Below are 20,296 nucleotides of genomic sequence, written 5' to 3' on the forward strand. Positions count from 1 at the left end.
GGCCGTGCCCGGGAGCGTTCCGGTGTCCGCTGCGGACGACGGCCTGGTGGCCGCGCCGCCCGACACCAGCCTCTCGGTGCCCGCCGCCCCGGACGCCAGCCTCTCGGTGCCCGCCGCCCCGGACGCCAGCCTCGCGGCGCCCGCCGCCCCGGACGCCAGCCTCGCGGCGCCCGCCGCCCCGGACGCCAGCCTCTCGGTGCCCGCCGCCCCGGACGCCAGTGCCTCGGCCGTCGTTGTCTCCGATGCCGGCAGCCCGGCCGCAGCCGTCCTCGACATACGGGTCGCTCGTCCCGCCGAGCTGGACCAGGTCGAGGCGCTGTGGCTGGAGGCGAGTCGCTGGCTGGCCGGTCGGGGGCTCGACCAGTGGCAGTATCCGCCGCGTCGGTGGCGCATGGCGGAGTCCATCGAGGCGGGGGACTGCTACCTCGCCTTCCGGGGCGGCCGGCCCGTTGCCACCATCACCGTCCACGAGCGGGGGGATCCGGAGTGGTGGCGTCACGACGACCCCGCCTCCGCCCTCTACGTGCACGACCTCGCGGTCGGCAGGGCCGTCGCCGGCCAGGCGCTCGGCGCCCGGCTGCTGGACTGGGCGGGCGCGCTGGCGGCCCGGCGGGGCAAGCGCTGGCTGCGTCTGGAGGCCTGGAAGACCAACCGCGAGCTGCACCGCTACTACCTGGAGCAGGGTTTCGAACTCCTGCGGATCGTGGACCTGCCGCACCGCAACTCCGGTGCCCTGTTCCAGCGCCCGGCCACCGCGTCCCCCGAACCGGAGGAGAGCCGACGATGAGCAGCACGGTGCGTCCCGCCGACGCCGGGGACGACCTGTATCCGACGCGCACCCCGGGGCCCACGGCGCCGTTCCCGCGCCGCCACCCGGTCGTCTGGGCCCCCGACGCGGACGGTCCGCTGTCCGCCGCCGAACTCACCGCCTACGACCGCGACGGATGCCTGCACTTCGAGGCGCTGCTGTCGGCGGGGCAGACGGCGGCCTGCCTGGCGGAGACCGCACGGCTGACCGCCGACCCCGCGCTGCGCGACGCGGGGCGGGTGGTGCCGGAACCCGACGGCGACGGCATCCGCTCGGTGTTCGAGGTGCACGCGCTGAGCGAGACGTTCCGGGAGATCGTCCACTCCGCGAGGCTCGCCGGCATCGCCCGCCAGATCCTCGGCTCGGACGTGTACGTCCACCAGACCCGGGTCAACCTGAAGTCCGCGTTCGAGGGCTCCGGTTTCGGCTGGCACTCGGACTTCGAGACCTGGCACTCGGAGGACGGCATGCCGGCGCCGCGCGCCCTGAGCCTGTCGGTCGCCCTGACCGACAACGCCCCGCACAACGGCCCCCTCATGATCATTCCGGGGGCGCACCGCACCTTCGTGCCGTCCGCCGGTGAGACACCGCCCGACTACCATCAGACGTCCCTGCGCGGAAAGAACCTGCCCGCGGGCCCGGCGGACCGCCGCGCGGTGGCCGCGCTCGCCCGGAAGCTGGGCATCCGTCAGTTCACCGGCCCGGCGGGCTCGGCGGTGGCCTTCGACTCCAACAGCCTGCACGCCTCCGCCCCGAACGTCTCGCCGTTCGCGCGCACCAACCTGTTCGTCGTCTACAACAGCGTGGAGAACGCCATCGGGACGCCGTACGCGGCCCCACGCCCGAGGCCCGCCTACCTGGCGAGCCGCACCTTCACGCCGGTGCCGCGCGGCGACTGAAGGGCCTTCACGCCGCCGGCGCGGGGAACCAGGAGACCATCTCCTCGTACTCCCGCGGGACGTCACCGGCGGGGGAGAGCCAGTCGGTCTCGCCCTGGCGCCACTCGTAGGCGTGGTGGCGGGCGCCGAGTTCCTCGACGAGTTCGGCGGCCAGCCGGGAGGCCTCGTACAGGTCCTGGTCGGTGGTCTGGGAGCTGGCGGCGACGATCAGGCCGCGCACCTCGGCCGAGTGCCCGTAGCGGAAGGCACCGGTGCCGAGCAGGTGCGGGTCGGTGTGCACCGAGGTGCCGTTGTCGCCGCCGAGGCGCCGGTGGGCGGCCGCCTTGGCCGCCGCCTTGGGCAGGAAGCGGCGCGCGTCCTGCCCGACCGTGATCGCGCCCAGCACCGCGTCGGCGGGGGCGGTGCCCGCCTCGGCCGTCGGGTCGAGGACGACGAAGCCCATCGCGGGGCGCGGGTAGGGGCCGCGCGGGGCCTTGCCCTCGGGGGCGGAGTGGTTGCGCAGGATGCTCTCGGCCCGGCGCCGGCCGAGGTCCGCCAGCAGGTCGGTCAGCTCGCCGTCGGTGAGCATGTACGTGTAGGGGTTGCGGCGTACCGCCGCCTCGACGCGGAGTGTGCCGGCCGTGCTAGTCACGCCTGATCCTCCTTGCTGGACATGCCAGTTGGGCGTTGCCCGGAGCACCGTAGCCGCCGGATGATCAACGCGCTATAGGTCTGGACCAATTTTCTGATCACTGTTGACCTCGGCGCGCGGGGCCCCGTAGATTCCCGTCCCGTCTTGATCAATGGTCCAGACCAAGCTTTCGACGGTGTGCTGGGCTTTCCATTCGACGATCCCCCTTCTCGGGGTGCGCTGTGCTCTCAGGCTGCTGGGAGAAGGGGCGAAGGGGATGTTTGTCTTGACGACGCAGGTGCTTTCCGACCTCGCGCAGAAGTTCACGGCCGACGGATTCGCCGCCGTCGGAGAACTCGTATCCCCCGGTGAACTCGCGGTTTACCGGGACATCTACGACCGTTTCCTCAGCGGGGACATAGAGGCGGGCGACAAGCGCTCCGACCTCGGTTCCCACGTACCGCGCAAGGACGGCGTACGCGAGAACATCACGCAGATCATGTGGCCCTCGGCCCTCCACCCGCCGCTGCGGGAACTCCCCCTGCACCACAAGGCGCTCTCCGTCGCCCGCGAACTCATCGGCGACGACGCGGAACTCGACTTCGACATGATGATCCACAAGGATCCGCACACCGCCGTCCCCACGCCCTGGCACCAGGACGCGGCCTACTGGATCGACATGCCCGACCACCGGGCCGTCTCCGTCTGGGTGGCGCTGGACGACGCGGACGTCGACAACGGCTGCATGTGGTACGTGCGCGGCTCGCACCGGCAGCCGCTGCGCCCGCACCGGCCCACCAGCGACGGCAAGAACATCGAGTGCGACTGCTCCGAGGACGAGCCGGGCGCGACCCCGGTGCCACTGCGGGCGGGGGAAGCAGTGGCCCACTCCGGCTTCACGCTGCACTACTCGCGGGGCAACACCACGGACGGCACGCGACGCGCCTACATCCTCAACTACCGGCCCGCCGCGATGATCCGGCACGAACGCGCACAGGGCGCGGACCACGGACTGGGCGAGAACGTACGGCAGGTCCGCAACGCGGGCTTCGCCGAGGACTGACCGACCGGGCCGCCGCCACCTCCACCGCCGGGCCGGCCCCACCACCGGCCCGGCCCTCCAACAGCCAGACGGGAACGCTGTGAACGCTGTCATTCTGACTGGTGCCGTGATGACCCACCCACGACGCCGCGCGGCGGCCGAGGCCATCGCGGCCAAGGACCCCCGAGGGCGCGTCCGGGTCGTCACCGACCCCGACCCCTCCGGCCCGCCCACCGCGCTGCGCACCGCCAACCCGTCCTGGGCCTGCGTCGGGACGGACGCCACCCATCACGTGGTCTTCCAGGACGACGTCCTGATCGCCGAGAATTTCTTCCCCTACGCCGAAAAGGTCGCCGCCGCCGTACCCGGCGAGGCGGTCGCCTTCTACGAGGGCTGGGAAGGGAGAAACAGCGGTGTCGTACGCCTCGGGGCACTCACCGGCGCACAGTGGGCCTATGCCATCGACGAACACGTCCCCTCGCTGGCCCTCATGCTCCCCGCCGAAGCCGCCCGCGGATACGAGCGGTTCGCGGCGGAACACGGCGGCGGCTGGCCGTACGACGTGGTGATCCAGCGGTATCTCAAGGCGCTGGACATTCCGGTGCGGCTCGCCGTCCCCAGTACGGTCGACCACGACGACGTGCCGAGCATCGCCGGAAACAGCACCCACGGCTGGCGCCGCGCCACCTACTTCACCGACCGGGCGGAATTCCTCCCCGAACGGCAGCAGTGCGCCGCATTCCCCGTGGTGCCCTTCTACCAGTACGGCGAGTCCAAATGCGCGGTACGGCAGGGGGAACGCCGGGAGTACCTGGACACCGACCGGTATCTGCGGCGCGTCGGACTGCTCGACCGCTGCGAGGCCGGCCTCGCGGAAGCGGACCTGCCCGAACTGCCCGGCACCGTCTGCCGGCAGGTGTGGCTCACCGCCTTCGCGACCGGCGCCGTGGTGGCCGGCCTGACCGACCGCGAGCCCGAACCCTCCGTGGCCGCCGCCGTGTTCGACGCGCTCGGCCCCGGCGGCCTGTGCGAGGAGTACACCGGCGCGGAACTCCTGCCGATGATCCCGCTCGTCCGCGACCTCGCCCTGGCCGCGTTCGCCGCCGGCCGGGCCGCCCACCGCGCCACCGCCCACGCCCCCCGCCCCGCCCCCGTACCCGGCGTCGTCGTCACCGGCGGCGACCCCGCCTTCGGCGCCCAGCTGGCGCGGCTGCTGACCGACGCGGGCCGCGCCGCCGTCCACACCGAGCGGCTCGACCCGGCGGCACCGGGCCTGCCGCAGGCACCGGACGCCGTGATCCACCTCGGCACCCCGCACGACACCCGCTACCCGCTGGCCGACCTGCTCGCCGACGCCGAGAAGCTCGGTGCCCGGCGGCTCGTCCACGCCGGTTCGGCCGCCGTCTACCGCGGCGGCCCCGCCGAGGACCGCACCGAGGACTCCGTCACCGAGCCGCCTGAGGACGCCGAGGCACGGCTGTGGTGGGACGCGGAGCAGCAGTGCCGCGCCTGGGGCCGGCAGAGCGGGACACCCGTGCAGATCGTGCGGTTCGCCGAACCGGTGGGGCCGCACGCCCCGCTCACCGGGGTCCTCGCCGACTGGATGCTGCGGGCCTGGACCCGGCGCCCCATGCCCCTGGTCGAGGGCCGCCGGCACCAGATCACGGACTACCGCGACATGGCCGAGGCCCTCGCCGCGCTCCTCGCCCGCCCGGCCGGGCCGGAGATCTGCAACGTCGCCTCCGCCGGCTACGACGAGACCGCGTTCGCCGAGCTGGTCACCGAGACCGCCCGCCGCACCCCCTGGGAGCAGGCACCCGCCGCCACACCGCACACCCCGCTCATGTCCACCCGCCTGATCACCGCCGAGACCGGCTGGCGGCCCTCGGCACCCGTGCTGAGCGGGGCGCGGGCCCAGGCCCAGTGGCTGGCCTGCGACACCCATGACGACCTCGTCGGACTGTGGGCCTGACGATGGCGGAGAAGCAGGCGGCGCCCGAGTCGGCGAGCACCACGGAAGGCGGGATCTTCGCGCCTGCCCACCTCGCCGCCACGCTGACGTTCGCCGTGGTGATGTTCCTGACCGGGTTCGCCGCGCTCGCCGTGGTGCCCACCCTGCCGACCGCGGCCCGGGAACTGGACGGCGTGTCCCTGTTCCCGGTCGTGGCGGGCTGCTTCGTCGCCGCCAGCCTGTTCGGCGGGGTGCTGGGCGGCCACTGGGCGGACCGGGCGGGCGCCCGGCGGCCCCTGGCGCTCGGCATGGTCCTGTCGGTGCTCACCCTCCTGGTGTCCGCGTCCAGCGTCTCCGTCTGGCAGCTCGCCGCCGGCCGGTTCGTGGACGGACTGGCCGCCGGCATGGTCGCCGTGTCGGTGACCACCGCCATCGGCCAGGCCTACCCCGAGCACCTGCGGCCCCGGATGCTCGCCATGATGAGCGCCAGCTGGGTCATCCCGTCCCTGCTCGGCCCGCCCCTCGCCGGCCTGGTCGTCCAGTGGTGGTCCTGGCGCGCGGTCTTCTACGGCCTCGCCGCCCTGACCGCGCTGCCCGCCGTCGCCCTCGTCGTCGTCCTGCGCAAACCGTCGGCCGAGGGCGCGGAGCCCGCCGGTGAACGGGCCGCCCGCCCCCCGCTGCTGGTCGCCGCCATGCTCAGCCTGGGCGCGGCCCTCGGCCAGTACGGCGTCTCCGACTGGGACCCGCGCCACCTGGCGTTCGTCGCCGTCGGCATCGTCCTGCTCGCCGTGTTCGCCCCGCGGCTGCTGCCGCGCGGCACCTGGCGCAGCGCCCGGGGCCTGCCGACCGCGGTGCTGCTGCGCGGCCTGACCTCCGGGACGTACTTCACCATCGAGGCCCTGGTGCCGCTGATGCTGATCACCGAACGGCGGGTCGCCGCCGTCGTGGTCGGCGTGGCGTTCACCGCCTCCGCGGTGCTGTGGGCGGGCGCCTCCTGGGTGCAGGGCAAGGCGCTCCAGCACGTCGCCCGGCACCGCCTCGTCACCGTGGGCGCCCTCGTCATGACCGCCTCCGCCCTCCTCGCGGTGGCCGGCTGCTCCGGCGGGCTGCCCGCGGCCACGGCCGCCGCGGCGATGCCCCTGTCCGCCATCGGCATGGGCCTGCTCGACCCCTGCGTCACCGTGCTCTCCCTGAAACACAGCGAGCCGCACCGGCAGGGCCACACCACCAGCGCCATGCAGACCAACATGAACCTCGGCCAGGTCGTCGTCCTCGCGCTCGCCTCCGCGGTCCTCAACGCCTGCCTGGCCGCCGGCGCCGGCCCGCTCGGCGGCTACCGCGTCGCCTTCGCGCTGCTCGTCCTGCCGACCCTGCTGGTCGCCCTGCTCGCCGTCCGCGCCCGCGGCGACTGAGCCCCCTTCCGCTTTCCTTCCGTCCGCACCCTCCCACCCGAAAGGGACCGTTGTGCGCAGTGACCTTGTCGTCATAGGCCTCGGCTACGTGGGCCTGCCCCTCGCCGTGGAAGCCACCCGTGCCGGGATGACCGTCGTCGGCCTCGACAAGAACCCCGAGATCGTCGCCCGGCTCGACCGCGGTGTCTCGCACGTCGACGACATCGACGACGCCACCGTCTCCGGCGTCCGCGCCCAGGGCTTCACCGCGACCACCGACGAGAGCGCCGTCGCCGAGACGGACACCGTCGTGATCTGCGTGCCCACCCCGCTGTCCGAGCACGGCGGGCCCGACCTGACCATGGTCGAGAGCGCGTGCGCGGCGATCGGCCGCCACCTGCGGCCCGGCACCCTGGTCGTCCTGGAGTCGACCACCTACCCGGGCACCACCGATGAGATCGTCCGACCCCTCCTGGAGAAGTCCGGGCTCACCGCCGGCCGCGACTTCCACCTCGCCTTCTCACCGGAACGCGTCGACCCCGGCAACAAGGTCTACGGCATCCGCAACACCCCCAAGGTCGTCGGCGGCCACACCCCCGCCTGCGCCACCGCCGCCGCCGCGTTCTACGGCAAGTTCGTCGACACCGTCGTCCAGGCCACCGGAACCCGCGAGGCCGAGATGGCCAAGCTCATCGAGAACACCTACCGGCACGTCAACATCGCGCTGGTCAACGAGATGGCCGTCTTCTGCAACGAACTCGGCATCGACCTGTGGGACGCCATCTCCTGCGCCGCCACGAAACCCTTCGGCTACCAGGCGTTCCGGCCCGGCCCCGGCGTCGGCGGCCACTGCATCCCCATCGACCCCAACTACCTCGCCCACAAGGTCCGCACCCTCGGCTACCCCTTCCGCATGGTCGAACTCGCCCAGGAGATCAACACGCGCATGCCGCGCTACGTCGTGGAACGCGCCCAGCACCTCCTGGACCGGGCCGGGAAGACCCTCACCGGCGCCCGCGTGCTGCTGCTCGGCGTCACCTACAAGGCGGACATCGCCGACCAGCGGGAGACCTCCGCCCGTGACGTCGTCAAACGGCTGCGGGCCCGCGGCGCCCACGTCACCTACCACGACCCCTACGTGCCCGAGTGGTCCGTCGACGGTACGGCCGTCCCCTCGGCCGCCGACCTGCCGGCCGCCCTGGAGGCCGCCGACCTCGCCATCCTCCTCCAGCAGCACCGGATGTTCGACCTGGACGAGATCCAGCGGCGGGCCCCGCTGCTCCTCGACACCCGCGGCGCCGCCCGCCCGCAGCCGCACGTCGAACGCCTCTGACCGACGGCCCCGCCACCTCCCTCTCTCACACCCCAGGAGTGCTTCCATGTGCGGTATCGCCGGGTGGGTCGACTTCGCCCGCCCCGTCGACCACGACCTCGCGCGCGCCATGACGGACACGATGGCCCGGCGCGGCCCCGACGCGGAAGGAGTCTGGACCGACGGCCACGTCGCCCTCGGCCACCGGCGGCTGTCCGTCATCGACCTCGAAGGCGGCTGCCAGCCGATGGCCGCCGACGAGGGCCCCGGCGCCCGCGCCGCCCTCACCTACAGCGGCGAGACCTACAACTTCCAGGAACTGCGCACCCAGCTCACGGGCCTCGGCCACCGCTTCACCACCCGCAGCGACACCGAGGTGGTGCTGCGCGCCTACCTGGAGTGGGGCCCGGCGTTCACGGACCGGCTCGAAGGCATCTACGCCTTCGCGATCTGGGACCGCGACCGCGAGGAACTCCTCCTCGTCCGCGACCGCATGGGCGTCAAGCCCCTCTACTACGCCGAGACCCCCTCCGGTGTCCTCTTCGGCTCCGAACCCAAGGCGATCCTCGCCCACCCCGCGTTCCGGCCCGTGCTCGACGCGGACGGCCTGCGGGACATCCTCTCCGTCGCCAAGGTGCCCGGACACGCCGTCTTCCGCGGAATGCGCGAGGTCCCGGCCGGCTGCCTGGTCCGCGTCAACCGCACCGGCCTCGCCGAGCAGCGCTACTGGCAGCTGCGGGTCGCCGAGCACACCGACTCCCTGGACGACACCATCCGCACGGTGCGCGAACTCCTCGCCTCCGTCGTGGAACAGCAGATGGTCTCCGACGTCCCCCTGTGCACCCTGCTCTCCGGCGGCCTCGACTCCAGCTCGCTGACCGCGCTCGCCGCGCACACCTCCCGCACCAAGGGCCACGGCCGCATCCGCTCCTGCTCGGTCAGCGACCCCGACCTCGACGGCACCGCCGGCCCCGACGCCAACGAGGACCACATCTACGCCCGCCTGCTCGCCGAACACGTCGGCTCCGACCACAGCGAACTCCCGCTCAAGGCCCCCGACCTGCTCGACCCGGCGCTGCGCGCCTCCGTGCTGCGCGCCTACGACCTGCCCATCGCCAAGGGCGACGAACACGCCTCGCTGCACCTGCTGTTCAGCATCGTCCGGCAGCACTCCACCGTCGCCCTGTCCGGCGAGTGCGGCGACGAGGTGTTCGGCGGGTACCGCTGGCAGCGCGACCCCGACGCGGTCTTCTCCACCACGTTCCCCTGGGTCCACGAGGGCCGCCACAACTACCAGGGCAACGAGGTCGTCTTCACCCCCGACCTGCTCGCCAAGCTCGACCTCGCCACCTACGAACGGGACTGCCACAGCGCCGCCGTCGCCGAGATCGACGCCCACCGGCACCTGGACGACCCCGCCGAGGCCCGCTACCGCGAGGTCACCTACCTCGCCCTCACCCGCCACGCCCAGGTCCTCTTCGACCGCAAGGACCGCATGAGCATGGCCTGCGGCCTGGAGGTCCGCGTCCCGTTCGCCGACCACCGGCTGGTCGAGTACACCTTCAACATCCCCTGGGCGATGAAGGGTTTCGACGGCCGGGAGAAGAGTCTGCTGCGCGCGGCCATGAAGGACCTGCTGCCCGCGGCGGTCGCCCAGCGCGTCAAGACGCCGTACCCGTCGATCCGGGCCGAGGCCTACAACCGCACCCTGCGCGAGCGCCTCGCCGACCTCGTCCGCACCGGCACCGGCCCGCTCGACCCCTTCTTCTCGCCCGACCTCAGGACACGGGTACGGCGGGACGGAGCCGCGGCGCTGGAGGAGGGCATGAGCCGGGCCGCGCTGGAGACGACCCTCCAGCTGGACGAGTGGCTGCGCGCGTACGACGTGGACATCGTGCTCTGAGCCGTACGGCCGCCGGACCCGGGCCGTACCCCGGCTGGGCATGGACGGGCCAGGTCCGGCGGCCATACTTGTCCGCATGGAACGCATCGGGGGATACCTCGTCGAGCGCCGGCTCGGCGAGGGCGGCATGGGCACGGTCTATCTCGCACGGACGCGCGGCGGGCGGGCCGTCGCGCTGAAGGTGGCCAAGGCCGAACTGGCCGCCGACCCGGTGTTCCGGGAGCGGTTCCGCAGCGAGGTCGAGGCGGCCCGCGCGGTCGGCGGCTTCCACACGGCGCCGGTGGTGGACGCCGACGTCGACGGCGACCTCCTCTGGCTGGCCACCGCCTACATCCCCGGCCCCACCCTCGCCGAGCGGCTCGCCGCCGAGGGCGCCATGGACGAGCCGCGACTGAGGTCCCTGGGCGCCGCCCTCGCCGAGGCGCTGGAGTCCATCCACTCCTGCGGCCTGGTGCACCGGGACCTCAAGCCCGGCAACATCATCATGGCCGACGACGGGCCCCGCGTCCTCGACTTCGGCATCGCCCGAGCCGTGGAGTCCACCCGCCTCACCGCCACCGGCACCGCCTTCGGCACCCCTGGCTTCCTCGCCCCGGAACAGGCCCTCGGCCACGATGTGACCGGCGCCGCCGACGTGTTCGCCCTCGGTGCCGTGCTGGTCGCGGCGGCGGGCGGCGCGGCCTGGGGCGAGGGCACGCCGATGGGGCTGATGTACCGCTCGGTGCACGAGCCGCCGGACCTGTCCGCCGTACCGGCCGCGCTGGCGGACCTGGTCTCCGCCTGCCTGGCGAAGGAGCCCGCGGACCGGCCGACGCCCTCCGCGCTGCTGGACCGGCTGACGGGCCAGGCACCGGCGCACCCGCCGACCGTCATCGCGCCCCCGCAGCGAGCGACACCCCCGCAGGGAGTGACGCCCCCGCAGATGGCGACCCCACCGCAGCCGATGACACCCCCGCGGGCGGTACCCGCGCAGGCGTTCACCCCGCAGGCGTTCACCCCGCCCCCACCGCCCGCCACGCCCCCGCACCTGCCCGCGCAGCCCGCCACCCCGCCGCCCGGCTTCGGGCCGCCCATGCCGTACGGCGGCCACGGCGGCTACGCGGGCCACGGCGTACCCGGCGGCCCCGGCGGCTACGGCAGTCCGGAGGCCGTGCTCGCCGACGCGCAGTCCGGCGTGGTCGTGGGCGCCACCGGAGTGCTCCTCGAAGTGGCGGGCGCCGCCGCGGACTTCCCGTGGGAGGAGATCGCCCACGTCGAACGCCACTGGCGCGGCAACCGCCTCACCATCACCGTGCGGCTGTGGGACGGCGGGGTGTACTCCTGCGAGCTGAACGCCCGCCGCAGGGCCCGGCTGACCGCCTGGCTGGCCCAGCTCGACCCGGTCCTCGCCCGGTACCTGACCCGCTAGGGGCGCACGGCCAACCTCCGTGACGCCTTCACGACTTGGCCCGTACAGGCTTGAACCGGCCGGGTCCTGGGCACGCACCTCCTACCGGCGTCCAGCCGGGCGGTGTCGGCACGAGGAGGGCGTCATGGACCGTCGGATCCGGGTACGTGTCAGCCGGCGGCCGGCCGCGCCGCGCGGGCAGGAGATCGACCGCAGGACCCCCTCGGGGCGCATCCTGCCGTACTGACCCGGCGGGCCGCCGCGGCCAGGGCCGTGCCCAACGGCTCCGGCGGGGCCGGGCCGTCCGGCGCCGCGCTCGCCGTGACCGCCGAAGCCACCCGCCGCAGCTTGGTGTTGCACCGCTGGGACGCCTCCCGCAGGATCTCCCACGCCTGTTCCGGGGTGCACCCGTGCGCCGCCATCAGGATGCCGCGGGCCTGGTCGATCACCGGCCGCGAGTCCATCGCGTGCCGCAGCTGCTCTATCTCCAGGCGCAGCACGTCCAGTTGCTCGGCGCGCTCCTGTGCCACCGCGGACGCGCCGCGGTCGGGCACGTCCGCGGGCGGTGCGGCGCCCAGCGGGTCCGCGGGATCCAGCCCCACCAGCTCCAGCACCCGGCGCGGCTGCCCCTGCCAGCCGGTGACCCGTACCGGTACGCCGTGCCGGCGGCCGTACGCGCTCAGCGTGTCCAGGACCGCCAGCCCCGCCGTGTCCAGGAAGGTGATCCCGGACACGTCCAGCTCGACCCCGGCGGCGCCCGCCGGCAGGGCCGCCAGCGCCCCGGTGAGGGCGTCCGTACAGCCGTGGACCAGCTCGCCGCGCGCGGTCAGCAGGGCCCGGTCGCCCTCCGTACGGCCGTCGACGGCCAGGGGGGCCGGCCGTCCGGTGTACGAGGCGCGTGCCGCTGAGGTCATGTCTCTCGTTCCGCTCCGCCGTTCGTCCTTCGACGCTCGCCTGCCCCCGGTGCCGGTACCTACACCCGGCCCGGGGAAGCAGGGCGCATACTGGTCACTCAAGTACCTGTGCGCTGGGAGACGACGTGAGCGGACCCGAGCCGGCGTGGCCCCTGCCGGCCGTCGCCGTGCCACAGCCCGCGGTGCCGCGGCTCGACGTGCAGCCGCTGACCGGGCGGACCGGATTCCGGGCGGCGGGCGAGGTGAGCCTGCCCACACGCGGCATCTGGGAGCGCGCGCTGGAGCGGGCCGTTCGCGAGGGCGAGGACGTGTACTACTTGGAGCTTTCCGCGCTGACCTTCATCGACGTCGCGGGCGTCGGCGCGCTGGCGGACGCCGCTCGCGGCCTCGGTGGACGGCGGCGCATGGTGCTGGAGCGGCCGCCGGACACCGTGCCGCGCATACTGGAGCTGCTGTGGCCCGGCGTGCCCGGGATCGAGGTGGCGCCGTCATGACCCGGACGGCCGAACCCCTGGAGCCCGCCGACCCGTTCGTGCACCCCGCGCTGTTCTACGGCGACACGCGGGAGTACCTGGCCGGCACCGTGCCCTTCGTGCGGGCGGCGCTGGCGGCGGACGAGCCCGTCGCGGTCGCCGTCCCCGGCGAGAACCTGCGGCTGATCCAGGACGAACTGGGCGCCGACGGTGCCGCCGTGCGCTTCCTGGACATGCGGGAGGCCGGCCGCAACCCCGGCCGGATCATCCCCGGTGTGCTGCGCGCCTTCGCCGACGCCCAGCCGCCCGGCCGGCGGGTCCACATCATCGGCGAGCCGGTCTGGGCGGGCCGCAGCCCGGCCGAGTACCCGGCCTGCGCCCAGCACGAGGCGCTGATCAACGCCGCGTTCCGGGGCCGCGAGGTCACCATCCTGTGCCCGTACGACACCGCCCGCCTGGACGAGCGCGCGCTCGCCGACGCCTACGCCACGCACCCGGTCGTCATCCCGGCCGGCTCCGGCGGCGAACGCGCCAGCGCGGCCTACGACCCGGACGGCGTGGTCGCCCGCTACAACGAGCCGCTGCCGCCCGCCCCCGGCCCCGCCCCGGACGTGCTCGGGGTCGCCTTCGACCAGGAGTCCCTGTCCGCGGTCCGGCACCTGGCCACCGACCACGGCGCCCGCCTCGGCCTGTCCGGCCTGGCCCTGGAGAACCTGGCCCTGATCACCGCCGAGCTGACCACGAACAGCGTGGTGCACGGCGGCGGTACGGGCGCGTTCACGGTGTGGCCCGAGGACGGGTACGTGCTGTGCGAGGTCCGCGACAAGGGCCGCCTCACCGACCCCCTGGCCGGCCGCCGCCCCGCGAGCCGGGACCAGCGCGGCGGACGCGGGCTGCTGCTGGTCAACCTCCTCGCCGACCTGGTGCGGACGCACAGCGGACCGGAGGGCACGACCATCCGGTGCTACCTGCGCCGTTGAGGCACCCGTGCGCGGGGCCGTTCAGGCCGCGAGCGGGTTGAGGACCAGGGGTTCGATCCGGCCCTCCAGCATCGCGCCCAGGCCCTGTGCCGCGCACACGTCGGGCCGCTCGGCGATGTGCACCGGCATCCGGGTGGCCTCCCGCAGCATCTGGTCGAACCCGGGCAGCAGCGCCGAGCCGCCGACCATCATGATCCCGCGGTCGGCGAGGTCGGCCACCAGATCGGGCGGGCAGTCCCGCAGCACCTTGCCGATGCCGTCCAGGACGGCCGTCAGCGGGGTCTGGATCGCGTCGCGCACGGCGGCGGTGTCCACCCGCACACTGCGCGCCAGCCCCGTCACCACGTCCCGGCCGTGGATCTCGGTGGACGCCGGGCCGTGCGGGGTGAGCCCGTTGCCGGACAGGGCCAGCTGCAGCGGCCGTACCGCCTGGCTGGGCAGCATCAGCTCGTGCTCGTGCCGCAGGTGCTGCACGATCGCGTGGTCCACGGCCTCGCCGCCCACCGGGATCCGCTCCGCGGCGACGATGGAGCCCAGCGAGAGCACCGCGACCTGGGTCGCCGCCGCCCCGCACACCATGATCATGGTGGCCTCGGGCCGCTCTACCGGCAGCCCGCACCCCACGGCTGCGGCGATCAGCGTGTCGACCAGCTCCACCCTGCGCGCCCCCAGCCCGACCAGCGTCTCGATCGTCGCCCGCTGGGCCAGCGGATCCGCGTCGTGCGGGGCACAGGCCGCCGCCCGCAGCCGGGGCTTGCGGCGCAGCGCCCGGCGCATCTTGTCGCCGAGCAGATGCCGCAGCATCCGCTGGGCCATCTCGATGTCCACCACCGTGCCGCCGGAGATGGGCCGTACGACCCTGATGTAGTCCGGGGTGCGCCCCGTCATCTTCTCCGCGAACTCGCCCACGGCGATCAGCCCGCCGGTGCGCGTGTTCACGGCGGCGACCGAAGGCTGGTCCACGACCAGACCGGCACCCTTCACGTACACCCGGGTGCGGGCCGCCCCCAGGTCGACGGCGAAGTGGCAGCGGCGCAACTGCTCCAGGCTGACGGTCACGGTGGATCCTCCCGAGTGCGGTGGCCTTGGGGCCCCGCCCGAATCGGCGGGCTCACTGGCATCCTGCGCGGGGCCGGGAGCGGGCGCCCGCTGTGCGCGCCCGGGCGGGGCGCCGCTGAACGGGCGTATTTCCCGGCCCCACCGGTGTGTCGGCGGGTCACAGGGCGCGGGCGGCCTCCAGCAGCGGCTCCAGCGACGAGACGGTGACCTCGCTGCCGCCCTCCCGCAGGCTGCGCCGCCCGGCCGCGCTGGGCGCGTACCCGACGAAGCGCAGGCCGAGCTGCTGGGCGGCGGTGAGTTCGGCGACCGAGGAGCTGATCAGCACCCCCGTGCGGGACGGCGTGCCACGCGCCCGCAGGGCGCGCAGCAGACAGTCCGGATGGGGCGTCAGCAGGCTCAGGTCGTCGCGGCGGCCGTGGATGCCCGCGAGCGGCAGCCGGTACGGCTCCAGGTAGCGGTGGACGGCCTGCGTGCACACGTCCGTCACCACGCTCACCCGGCGGCCGGACCGGTGCAGGGCACGGACGAGCGCGAGGGAGCGGTGCGTCGTCGGCGCGTCGGGCACGGCCCGCAGCTCCAGTTCGTCGAGCCGCGCCCGCAGCAGCGGTCCGAGCCGGTCGTGGGCGAAGGCCCGCAGCAGGTCCAGCGGATGCGTGAACGCCTCCCGGCCGGGGGCGCTCACCACGGGCAGCGGCCGGCCCGCCAGCGCGTCCTGCGGATCGCGGTGATCGGCCACGACCGACAGCAGGTCGAGCACGGCCTCGCGCGCCGTCTGCGCGGGGAACAGCCGGGCCAGGGGTCCGTCGAAGCCGATCAGCACCGTCTCCGTGTCGGCGAGCAGCGCCGACAGCCGCCGCCGCGACGGCACCGGTGGCTCCGCCGCCGGCGCGGGCGCCCACTCGGGGACCAGCTGCACGGTGTACGACACCGCGAGCCCCGGCACCGGCCAGTCGTCCACCCCCGCGTTCACCACCCGCTGGGCCGCGCCCGCCCGGCGCAGCGGATAGCGCCGCGTGACCGGGGCCGCCGCGGCCCGCAGATGCTCCAGCAGCAGCCCGCAGACACCGCTGACCTCGGCACGGACGAACGCCACCGGGTCCTCGACCCGCCAGGACAGCTTCACCGCGGCCTGGAACGCGCCCTTCCCCGAACTCGGCAGGGACACGATCTGCCGGGTCTCGTGCGGGGCGAGATCCACCGCGTAGTACGTCTCCGGACGCGGCGGGCGCGTGCCGTAGGGCTGGATCGGGTCGAGCAGCGTGAGCGGGCCGTCGGGCCGCGTGTGCACCACCGCCGTACGGCCCGGTGTGGGCACGCCCAGCTCCCGCAGGTCGGGCGTGATGAACGGCCCCTGGACCAGGTCGCGTTCCCCGGGCTCGGCGGACCCCGCGCCGAGCAGGCAGTACCAGGCGGCCGGCGGGCTGTCCGGCGCGCTGTCGCCGAACACCGGCCGGAACCGCTGGGAGCGCCGGGCGGCGGAGCTGGCGGCGAAGTCGTCGTACAGGGCGGGCGGTACGACGACCACGACGTCCGCGGCTGCCTCCGGCGGCCCGGCGGACGGCTGCCCGAACGTCACCCGCAGCCGCGGCGGGTCGGTCAGCCGGGTGAGCGCGTGGGGGAGTTCCCGCAGTACGGCGACGAGAACGGGCAGCAGATAGGCGCCCGGCTCGGCCCGCACCAGGTAGCCGTCTGGGCGGACGTCCACCTCGTACTGCCGGGTGCTGAGCGATCCGCGCGAGAGGATCTCGTGCACCGCTGCTTCGAGGGTGATGCGCGCTTCCGGGCGGCCGGTGAGGTCGTCGGCGGCGAAGCGGATCTCGGGGCGGTTCTCGGCGGGTTCTTCGAGCAGGACGACGAGCCTGCGGTGCAGGGCGACCAGATCGGCCCGGGCGCTCCGGGCAGCCGGGCCGGGGACACCGGCCAGGGGTTCGCCTCGCCACATCCCCAGTGCGCCTGCCGCGGCTTCCCGGGCCCGCGCCGGGTTCCCGGCGGCCCGGGCCCGCTCGGCCTCGGCGGCCAGCCGGCGGAAGCGGAAGACGTCGACGTCGTAGGGGGTGTGGAGGGCGTCCCCGCTGTCGTCGGTGGTCAGGACGTCCGGGCCGAGGATGTGGCGCAGGCGGCGCAAGGCGGCCGGGTCCGACTCGGCGGCGGGCCGGCCCTCCCGCAGCAGCAGCGTGCACAGGACGGCCTGATCGCGGGGGTCGTCGATGACGATCGGGTGGCCGTCGCGCGTGACCTGGAGCGGGCCGAGAAGGGAGAAGCGCAGGGGGCTCGGGCGGAGGAGTGCGGCGACCTGCTGCTGGACGTGAGGGAAGTCGGGGAGGAGCGCGGCGACGGCCGTGTCCAGCTCTGCCCTGAGCCTGTCGGAGCCGTTGCGGAGCAGGGCACGCATGATCTCCCCGAACGCCTGCAGGACCTCCTCACCGCTCCCGTGGACCAGCGGCGCGGAGTCCAGGCAGGTCAGCACCGGCCCGTCGGGAGTGAGGACGACAGAGCGCGTGTCCAGCACGCCACGCGGCCCGTCCTGCGCGTGCAGGGCCAGCACCGCATCGGTCAACTTCGGGAACAGGGCGGTGACTTCCTCGGCGGGCAGTCCGCCCCCGGCGTCTTCGAGGCGCTGTTGCAGCGTCCGGCCGTCCACGAAGTCCCGTACCAGGTAGGGGAGGCCGTCGGTGAAGCCGTAGTCCCGGACCCGCGCGATCCCGGGGTGGCGTACCGCGCTGAGCTGCCGGCACAGACCTGTGAAGGCGGCGGGGGACCGCCCCGGCGGATACCGGCGCAGTACGACGAGGGCGTCACCTTCCCGCACGTCCCGGGCGATCCACCCCCTGTCCTCGGTCCGCCGCACCAGCCGGTACCGCCCCGCGAACAACCCCTCCGTGCCGTCCGCCGACAGCCGCCGCACGCTGTCCTCGCTGAGCGTGGCGAACGGGTCGCCCTCGGCCGCCGTGCCCGCCCCGCGCGGGGACGGCACCACCGCCCGGAACTCACCCGGGGCACGGCCTGCCCGGCGGTCGATGAACTCGCCCATACGGTCGAGGAGTTCACTGGTGCGGTGGCGGTCGGTGCGGGGCAGGCCGAGGAAGAGCAGCTCGCGGACGCCGTCCCGGAAGGCGTAGGAGCCGGGCGGCCCGCCGGGGACGGTGGTGAGCATGCCGCTGAGGATGACCTCGGCCAGGTGCTGGGGCCGCGGATCCGGTTCGACCGCCGCCTGGACCAGGCGCATGACCGGCAGGTCGGGGCGGCCCACCGCGAGATGGCCGGCCAGCCGGAACGCCTCCGGGGAGGCGGTCGCCCGGAACCGCAGGACCAGTTCCTCGGCGGACAGCAGTCCGACGTCCGTACGGTCCTCGGCGTCGGCCGGCAGCGGACGGCCCAGCCGGGCGGCGGCGCCGGGGATCTCCGCGCCGCCCTGCGTGGTGAGCAGCGCCGCCCAGTTCGCCAGCCACCTCGGCTCCGGTTCCAGCACGGGGAGGGGGACGGCACCGCCGGGCGCGGCGAACTCGTCCGGCACGGGCTGTTCGTACGGCGTGAAGGTGAGCGCGGCCGTGGGCGCGGCGGGGTGCGTGGCCGACAGGGTGCCCGGGCTGGTGGGCAGGGCCGTGTTCCGCCACAGGTGCTCCGGGAGCGGCTGTACGACGGCCAGGGGCATCCGGCGTGCCCAGCGGTGCAGGGTGGCGTACCACAGGGTGCCGGCGGGGCCCTCCCGCCACTGCGGGCCCATGCAGTCGCTGATCAGCAGGGTGACGGTACGGCCGTCGGCGGGGGCGTGCGCGTCGGGCCCGTGCACGGTCCCGTCGGCGGCGGCCCGGTACAGGGTGACCGTGCGGAAGGCGCCCGACTGGGCCAGCACCGTGTGCAGTTCGCGGACCAGGGGGCGCCAGACCGGCATCGTGGGCCCGGCGTCGTACACCAGGTTCAGGCGCAGCCAGCGCTCCCGTGCGGGGCGCAGCACCGGCAGCCACCACGCGGGGTCGGCGCCGAGGCGGGCGATGCGGTCGGCGGTCGCCGGCTCGTCCAGCTCGTGGCCCACGGGCGCGTCGATCCGGCGTGCCAGCGGGCGCAGCGCGCGTTGCAGCGCGAGCGGGTGGCGCAGCATCGGGGGCGCCGGGGCCAGCAGCGGGCTGTGGGAGCGGTCCGCCGCCAGGGCGGGACGGCGGGAGGGGAGGTGCAGGGGGACGCGGGAGGGCGGCCGGGCGGTGCGGCGGGGCTCGGGCGGACGGGCGCCCTCCTCCGGGGGCCGGGCGGGCTCGGGCTGGGGCTCGGGTGCCGCTTCCCGGGGCGCCGGGGGAGCCGGCTCCTCCGGGGGCGCCTCGCCGGTGTTGTCGGGCGCGTCGGCGTCCGGCTCCATCTGCCGTGCGAGCCACAGGACTTCGGCCAGTTCCCGTGGGCCCGGACGCACCCCGTGGGCCGCCGCGGCCAGGATGTCGGCCAGGCGGACCAGGGGATCCGGGGAGCCGGACGGCCCGGCGGGCTCGGCGGGCTCGGAGGGTTCAGAAGACATCGGACTGCGCGGTCGGCCCCAGGTACGGCATCAGCTGCTCGGCGAGCCGGTCCAGGGACTCGGCGTCCAGGTCGGCGGAGCGGGCCAGGTAGATCGCGTTGAGGAGCTGGTCCGTGGCCAGGTCGCCGACGCCCGACCGGGCCAGGAAGCGCTCGATCAGGGTGCGGGCGTACGGGTCCGGCTCGCCCAAATGCGCCCGGACGATCTCGGCGAGGTGCCGGTCGTCCGGCTGGCGCAGGTGCAGGGTGACGCAGCGGCGCAGGAAGGCGGGCGGGAACTCGCGCTCGCCGTTGCTGGTGAGGACGACGAACGGGAAGGCCCGGCAGCGCACCCGGCCGCGGGCCACCGGGACCCGCTCGTCGGTGCCGTCGGCCAGCACCTCGGCGACGCCGTCCGGCGTGAGCCGGGAGGCTCGCACCAGCTCGGGGATCTCGTACTGGCCCTCCTCCAGCACGTTCAGCAGGTCGTTGGGCAGGTCCAGGTCGCTCTTGTCGATCTCGTCGATGAGCAGCGCGCGGGGACGGTCGTAGGGCAGCAGGGCGGTGCCGAGCGGGCCCAGGCGCAGATGGTGCTCGATCCCCGACCGGCTCTCCGTGCCCTCCGCCCGGTCCGGCCGGCCGGCCTCCTGCCGGGCCGCGTACAGCCGGGAGAGCGGGTCGTACTGGTAGAGGCCGTCGTGGAGGGTGCTGCGGCTGGTGATGTTCCAGCGGAGCACCGGGCCGAGCCGCAGCTCCCGGGCGACCGCGTACACCAGCGAGGACTTGCCGGTGCCGGGCGGCCCGGTGACCAGCAGCGGACGGCGCAGGTACAGGGCCGCGTTGACCAGCTGGACCGTCTCCCGGGTGGCCTGGTACGTCTCGGCGCGGTGGGTGCGGTCGGGGGAGACGGCGGAGGCGTCGGCGGTCGCGTCCGGCGCCGCGAGCACCGGTCCGCCGTCGAAGGCCCGCCAGGGCGGCGGCGGGGGCAGCTTCGTGATGCCGTCGTGCGGCTCGTTCGTACCGGTGTAGACGGGCCACAGGGGCATGGGCTCTTCTTCTCCGTGGGGGGCGGTCGGTCGTGCGGT

The 20,296-nt window shown here is 74.6% G+C and carries 15 protein-coding genes; 10 read left to right on the forward strand and 5 right to left on the reverse strand.

All coding sequences use genetic code 11. The features are described 5' to 3' along the window. Both ACZ4U1_RS08845 and thpD read left to right on the forward strand, forming a co-directional pair. Positions 1–787 (forward strand): GNAT family N-acetyltransferase (locus tag ACZ4U1_RS08845; protein ID WP_467901365.1); only part of this gene is annotated, 787 nt, incomplete at its 5' end. Continuing rightward, on the forward strand, positions 784–1,707 hold the full coding sequence (gene thpD, locus ACZ4U1_RS08850; protein WP_467901367.1) for an ectoine hydroxylase: 924 nt from the start codon (positions 784–786) through the stop codon (positions 1,705–1,707). The genes ACZ4U1_RS08845 and thpD, both read left to right, overlap by 4 nt. Before the next feature lie 7 nt (positions 1,708–1,714). Here thpD and ACZ4U1_RS08855 read toward each other — a convergent pair whose 3' ends face one another. Then, positions 1,715–2,338: a hypothetical protein gene (locus ACZ4U1_RS08855; protein WP_467901368.1), complete on the reverse strand. Its 624-nt coding sequence runs from the start codon at positions 2,336–2,338 to the stop codon at positions 1,715–1,717. Between the two features lie 256 nt (positions 2,339–2,594). Here ACZ4U1_RS08855 and ACZ4U1_RS08860 point away from each other — a divergent pair, with 256 nt between their 5' ends. From ACZ4U1_RS08860 to ACZ4U1_RS08885, 6 genes are all read left to right on the forward strand, one after another. After that, on the forward strand, positions 2,595–3,380 hold the full coding sequence (locus ACZ4U1_RS08860; protein WP_467901370.1) for a phytanoyl-CoA dioxygenase family protein: 786 nt from the start codon (positions 2,595–2,597) through the stop codon (positions 3,378–3,380). 109 nt (positions 3,381–3,489) lie between these two features. Further along, positions 3,490–5,331, forward strand: a complete 1,842-nt coding sequence (locus ACZ4U1_RS08865; RefSeq protein WP_467901372.1) for an NAD-dependent epimerase/dehydratase family protein — start codon at positions 3,490–3,492, stop codon at positions 5,329–5,331. A 2-nt stretch (positions 5,332–5,333) separates the two neighbouring features. Beyond that, positions 5,334–6,722 carry an MFS transporter gene (locus ACZ4U1_RS08870; RefSeq protein ID WP_467901375.1) on the forward strand — a complete coding sequence of 463 codons (1,389 nt, stop codon included), beginning with the start codon at positions 5,334–5,336 and terminating at the stop codon, positions 6,720–6,722. 52 nt (positions 6,723–6,774) lie between these two features. Continuing rightward, positions 6,775–8,034 carry a nucleotide sugar dehydrogenase gene (locus ACZ4U1_RS08875; protein WP_467901377.1) on the forward strand — a complete coding sequence of 420 codons (1,260 nt, stop codon included), beginning with the start codon at positions 6,775–6,777 and terminating at the stop codon, positions 8,032–8,034. 46 nt (positions 8,035–8,080) lie between these two features. After that, positions 8,081–9,916 carry an asparagine synthase (glutamine-hydrolyzing) gene (gene asnB, locus ACZ4U1_RS08880; RefSeq protein WP_467901379.1) on the forward strand — a complete coding sequence of 612 codons (1,836 nt, stop codon included), beginning with the start codon at positions 8,081–8,083 and terminating at the stop codon, positions 9,914–9,916. A gap of 76 nt (positions 9,917–9,992) precedes the next feature. Then, complete coding sequence (locus tag ACZ4U1_RS08885) at positions 9,993–11,324, forward strand: serine/threonine-protein kinase (RefSeq protein WP_467901381.1); 1,332 nt, start codon at positions 9,993–9,995, stop codon at positions 11,322–11,324. Between the two features lie 149 nt (positions 11,325–11,473). On the opposite strand, the gene ACZ4U1_RS08890 is transcribed toward ACZ4U1_RS08885, so the two are convergent. Continuing rightward, positions 11,474–12,217 carry an ANTAR domain-containing protein gene (locus ACZ4U1_RS08890; RefSeq protein WP_467901383.1) on the reverse strand — a complete coding sequence of 248 codons (744 nt, stop codon included), beginning with the start codon at positions 12,215–12,217 and terminating at the stop codon, positions 11,474–11,476. Positions 12,218–12,342: 125 nt separating this feature from the next. Between ACZ4U1_RS08890 and ACZ4U1_RS08895 the strand changes: the two genes are divergently transcribed. Continuing rightward, complete coding sequence (locus ACZ4U1_RS08895) at positions 12,343–12,711, forward strand: STAS domain-containing protein (protein WP_467901385.1); 369 nt, start codon at positions 12,343–12,345, stop codon at positions 12,709–12,711. Then, entirely contained in the window at positions 12,708–13,670 is a 963-nt protein-coding gene (locus ACZ4U1_RS08900) for an anti-sigma factor RsbA family regulatory protein (RefSeq protein WP_467901387.1), read from the forward strand. Before ACZ4U1_RS08895 ends, ACZ4U1_RS08900 begins: the two co-directional genes overlap by 4 nt. 21 nt (positions 13,671–13,691) lie before the next feature. Here the strand turns inward: ACZ4U1_RS08900 and ACZ4U1_RS08905 are convergent, their stop codons facing one another. The 3 genes from ACZ4U1_RS08905 to ACZ4U1_RS08915 all read right to left on the reverse strand — a co-directional run bounded on the left by ACZ4U1_RS08905 (position 13,692) and on the right by ACZ4U1_RS08915 (position 20,257). Further along, positions 13,692–14,729 (reverse strand): rod shape-determining protein, encoded by a 1,038-nt coding sequence (locus ACZ4U1_RS08905; RefSeq protein ID WP_467901389.1) that lies wholly within the window; start codon positions 14,727–14,729, stop codon positions 13,692–13,694. 157 nt (positions 14,730–14,886) lie between these two features. Then, on the reverse strand, positions 14,887–19,233 hold the full coding sequence (locus ACZ4U1_RS08910; RefSeq protein WP_467901391.1) for an SAV_2336 N-terminal domain-related protein: 4,347 nt from the start codon (positions 19,231–19,233) through the stop codon (positions 14,887–14,889). Next, on the reverse strand, positions 19,223–20,257 hold the full coding sequence (locus tag ACZ4U1_RS08915) for an AAA family ATPase (RefSeq protein ID WP_467901393.1): 1,035 nt from the start codon (positions 20,255–20,257) through the stop codon (positions 19,223–19,225). The genes ACZ4U1_RS08910 and ACZ4U1_RS08915 overlap by 11 nt, the downstream gene beginning before the upstream one ends. Positions 20,258–20,296 lie beyond the last annotated feature (39 nt).

This window comes from Streptomyces sp. NPDC028928 (assembly GCF_055564915.1).